Annotated in this window: 3 protein-coding genes; 2 read left to right on the top strand and 1 reads right to left on the bottom strand. The window is 62.7% G+C overall.

The window, feature by feature from the left end; all coding sequences use genetic code 11:
• Positions 1–1732 (bottom strand): prolyl oligopeptidase family serine peptidase (locus AB4Z11_RS25075; protein WP_442028487.1); only part of this gene is annotated, 1732 nt, incomplete at its 3' end.
• A 97-nt stretch (positions 1733–1829) separates the two neighbouring features.
• Between AB4Z11_RS25075 and AB4Z11_RS25070 the strand changes: the two genes are divergently transcribed.
• Both AB4Z11_RS25070 and AB4Z11_RS25065 read left to right on the top strand, forming a co-directional pair.
• Entirely contained in the window at positions 1830–3650 is a 1821-nt protein-coding gene (locus AB4Z11_RS25070) for a DUF885 domain-containing protein (RefSeq protein ID WP_442028486.1), read from the top strand.
• Positions 3651–3653: 3 nt separating this feature from the next.
• Positions 3654–4169: lipase family protein (locus AB4Z11_RS25065; protein ID WP_442028485.1), on the top strand; the 516-nt coding region annotated here is incomplete at its 3' end.

The raw sequence follows: 4169 nt of genomic DNA, 5'->3' as shown, positions 1-4169 counted from the left end.
GGTCGAACACGCCATCGTGGTTGACGATGCACTTGAAGCCATCGCTCCAGTTACCTTCGATCCAGTTCATCATGTAGCCGCCGTAGGATGCGCCCAGTGCGCAGCTGCGGTCACGGTCCAGGAAGTCGTACTTGGCCACGGCTGCTGCCAGGCCTTTCTGCAGGTCTTCCAGCGGTGCGCCGCCCCAGTCGCCGCTGATGGCGTCGGTGAACTTCTGGCCATAGCCGGTGGAGCCGTGGAAGTCGATGAACACGGACGCATRGCCCGCGCCGGCGTACACCTGCGGATTCCAGCGATAGCTCCAGGAGTTGCCGAAGCTGCCCTGCGGGCCGCCGTGCACCAGGAAGGCGACCGGATACTTCTTGCCCGGTTCAGCATTCCATGGCTTCATCACGTAGCCATGCACGGTTTCGCCGTGCGCGCCCTGGAAGGAGAACTGCTCGTACTCGCCCATTTTGATGTCTTTCAGGCGGTCGGCATTGGCCCAGGTCAGCTGGGTGCCGGCCTGCTCGCCGCCGTCGGCCTTCAGCTTGATCAGCTGGGCGCCGCCGGACAGGCTGGCATGCGACACGATGACGGTGTCTTTGGCGGTATCGAATTCGCCCGCGTAGCCTTTGCCGGTCAGGGCGGTGACCTTGCCGCTGGACGCATCCAGCGAGAACAGGCGGTGGTTGCCGACGTCGTCTGCATTGGCCAGCAGGGCCTTGCCGTCGGCGCGCCATTCGAAGTCGGCGATGGAGCGGTCCCAGTTATCGGCCAGCACGCGCTTCTTGCCGGTGGCGACATCCATCAGCACCATCTTGAAGCGGTCCGCTTCAAAGCCGGGACGCGCCATGGCCAGGTAGGCCAGGGTCTTGCCGTCCGGGGAGAAGGCTGGCTTGGTGTCCCATGCCGGATTGTCCGCGGTCAGGTTGCGCGGAGCGGCGCCGCCCGCGGCCGGGATTTCATACAGGTCGAAGTTGGTGGACCAGGATTCGGATTTGCCTTGTGCACGCACGGAGAACACGATGTTCTTGCCGTCAGGGCTGAAGGTGAACTCTTTCGCGTCGCCGAAAGGCTTGGATGGCACGTCGCCGTCCAGTGTGCCACTCAGGCTGACCGGCTGCGCGGTGACCTTGCCGGAGGCGTCGATCGGCGCCGAGTACAGCACGTTGCGGCGGCCGTCTGCCCAGGTGTCCCAGTGGCGCACGAACATCTCGTTGTAGATCTTGCCGGTGGCCTTGTTCTTGGCCTTGTCGTCTTCGCGCTTTTTGCTGCAGGCCAGGTCGGCGCAATCGCGGTAGACGGCGAAGGAGAGGGCGATACGGTCGCCTTTCGGAGAAACGTGGAAGGCTTCCACGTCAACCGGGGTATCGGTGACCTTGACGGCTTCGCCGCCGCTCAGCGGCAGGCGCCACACCTGGGACGAGCCGGAACGGCCGCTCAGGAAGTAGACCGCGTCGCCGTTGGCCGACCACTCAGGATCGTGGCTGCTGGAGTCGTGCTGGGTCAGCTGCACCGGGCTTGGCTTGGCAGCGCGCAGGTCGATCATCCACAACTGGGTGATGCCGCGGTTCTTTTCCATATTCGTGCTGCGCACGGTGTAGACGACGCGATTTGCGTCCGGCGACAGCGCGGGGCTGCCAACGCGGTCCATGGACGCAAGGTCTTCGATAGTCAGGCCGCGCGGCGCGGCGACAGCACTGGTTGCCGCAGCGATGGCGGCGCCCATAACCAGCAGGCGTAGAGTCATTCGGTATCTCCGATCTGTTATCAAAAATGGCAAGCTTATGGCGAGCCAAGCGGGCATTATAATGCGCGTTATCCTCATCATCCGAGAAAGAAACTGTATGACGCGTATGGCGGCCCGGCTGCTGACTGCGGTCATGGCAGTGGCCTTTGTCGTTGTGGCCTTGCTGACCCAGACCTGGTACTTCAAGCCTTTGAAGCTGGAGTGGTTTTATCTGCGGGCTTTTACGTCTTATGCGTTGAAGAGCCCGGAGATGTTGTCGTCGATGCGCGTGCTGCCTTCCTGGGCGGAGTTTTACAGCACGCGGCTGGATGACGCCTCGCCGGCGCATGCCCACGCCGTGATGGATGAGTTGAAGTCCGATCTCACCACGCTGGAAGGCTACGACCGCAGCGATTTAAGCCGCAATGCGCAGATTTCCTACGACACGCTGCATTACTTTCTGCAGTCGGAAATCGACGGTGAGCCTTTCATGTTCTACGGCTTCCCCGTCAATCAGGTGCATGGCTTGCAGACTGCACTGCCGGAGTTCATGGCGGATGTGCATCAGGTGAAAACGAAAGGCGAGGCGGAAGACTACATCGCCYGCCTGCGCAAATTCCCGCGCAAGTTCGAGCAGCTGGTGGAGTCGCTGCGCGTGCAGGAAGACCTTGGAGTGCTGCCACCCAAGTTCATGATCGACCGTGTGATGGAGCAGCTGCAGGTGTTTGCCGGCCGTCCCGCGCGCGAGAACACGCTGTACACCAGCTTTGCCGCAAAGCTGGACCAGATTCCGCTGGCGGAGATGAATGAGCAAACCCGCAAGGAGCTGCTGGCGCAAGTCGCCGATGCGATCCAGACCAGCGTTTATCCCGCTTACGTGACGCTGATCCAGCACTTTCACGACATCGCGCCGCGTATCACGGGCAACCGCGGCGCCTGGGCGCTGCCGAACGGCGATGCGTATTACGCCTGGTGCGTGAAGCATTACACGACCACCAATCTGTCGCCGCAGCGCATTCATGAACTGGGACTGGCGGAGATGGAGCGCGTGTCGGCGGAGATGGACAAGATCCTGCGCACGCACGGCATGACCGAAGGCAGCATTGGCGACCGCATGACGGAGCTGGCGGAAGACCCGGCGCAGCATTATCCGAATACGGCGGAAGGCCGCAAGGCCATGCTGGACGATTACCAGGCCATCCTCGACGAAGCGCGCAAGCAGTTGCCGCAGGCCTTCGACATGGTGCCCAGGCTGCGGCTTGAAGTACGTCCGGTGCCGGAAGCAACGCAGTCCGGCGGGCTGGGTGCTTACTACATTCCCGGCTCCTTCGACGGCTCGCGTCCCGGCGTGTTCTACGTGAATATGCGCGCGGTGGACAAGATGCCGAAGTACACCATGCGCACCGAGGCGTATCACGAGGGCCTGCCGGGCCACCATCTGCAAATCCAGCTGGCGCAGGAACTGAAGGGCATTCCCTTCTTCCACAAGATCATCGGCTTCTCGGCCTACCAGGAGGGCTGGGCTTTATATGCGGAGCATCTGGCGGGGGAAATGGGACTGGAGCCGGAGCCCCTTGACCGGCTGGGCGGCTTGCGCGACGAGTTGATGCGCGCCGCGCGGCTGGTGGTCGATACCGGCATCCATTACAAGCACTGGACGCGCCAGCAGGGCATTGAATATCTGGTCGACAACACGGGCATGAGTACCTCCGAAGCGACGTCGGAAGTTGAGCGCTACCTGGTTGATCCGGGGCAGGCGCTGGCCTACAAAGTGGGCATGCTCACCATCCTCGGCTTGCGCGAACACGCCAGGCAGGAACTGGGCGACAAGTTCGACCTCAAGCAGTTTCACAACGAAGTCCTCAGCCACGGCGCGCTGCCGCTGACGGTGCTGGAGCGCGTCATCAACGACTGGATCGCCGCACGTAAAGGAGCGTGAACCATGAAGTACGACGCTAGTCTTGCATCACTGTTTCATCCGGCGACTATGCCGCCGTTGTTTGGTGTAGTGGGCGGACCGGCGGCAAGCTGGCCGGAAGCGGCGCGCTGCGCCGAGCTGTCGCGGCTGGCGTACTTCGATCCYGCGCCGGCCGTTTCGGAAGCCTGTGCGCTGGCTGGGCTCACGCAGTACACCTTCTTTAACGATGCCGGGACAGGCACGCAAGCCTTTGCCTGCAAGGCTGCCGACGGCCGCGCCTACATTGCCTTTCGTGGGACGCAGCCGAACTCCCTTTACGATCTGGTGGCGGACGCGCGATTCCTGAGCAAGCCCTGGCGCGGCGGTGGCAAAGTCCATGCGGGCTTTGCACAATGCTATGAAAGCGTTGCGTCGCAGTTGCGGGACTGGGTCAAGCAGCAGGCGCCGGATCAGTTGACGCTGACGGGGCACAGCCTGGGGGCGGCACTGGCGACGCTGGCGGCATCGGCGGATTTTACGGAGGCGCGGCTTGTGACGTTC

Source organism: Pseudoduganella sp. RAF53_2, assembly GCF_052113985.1.
Taxonomy (GTDB): Bacteria; Pseudomonadota; Gammaproteobacteria; order Burkholderiales; family Burkholderiaceae_D; genus Rugamonas.
Note: the sequence above shows the minus strand (reverse complement) of the source record. Positions and strands in the feature narration are given on the sequence as shown.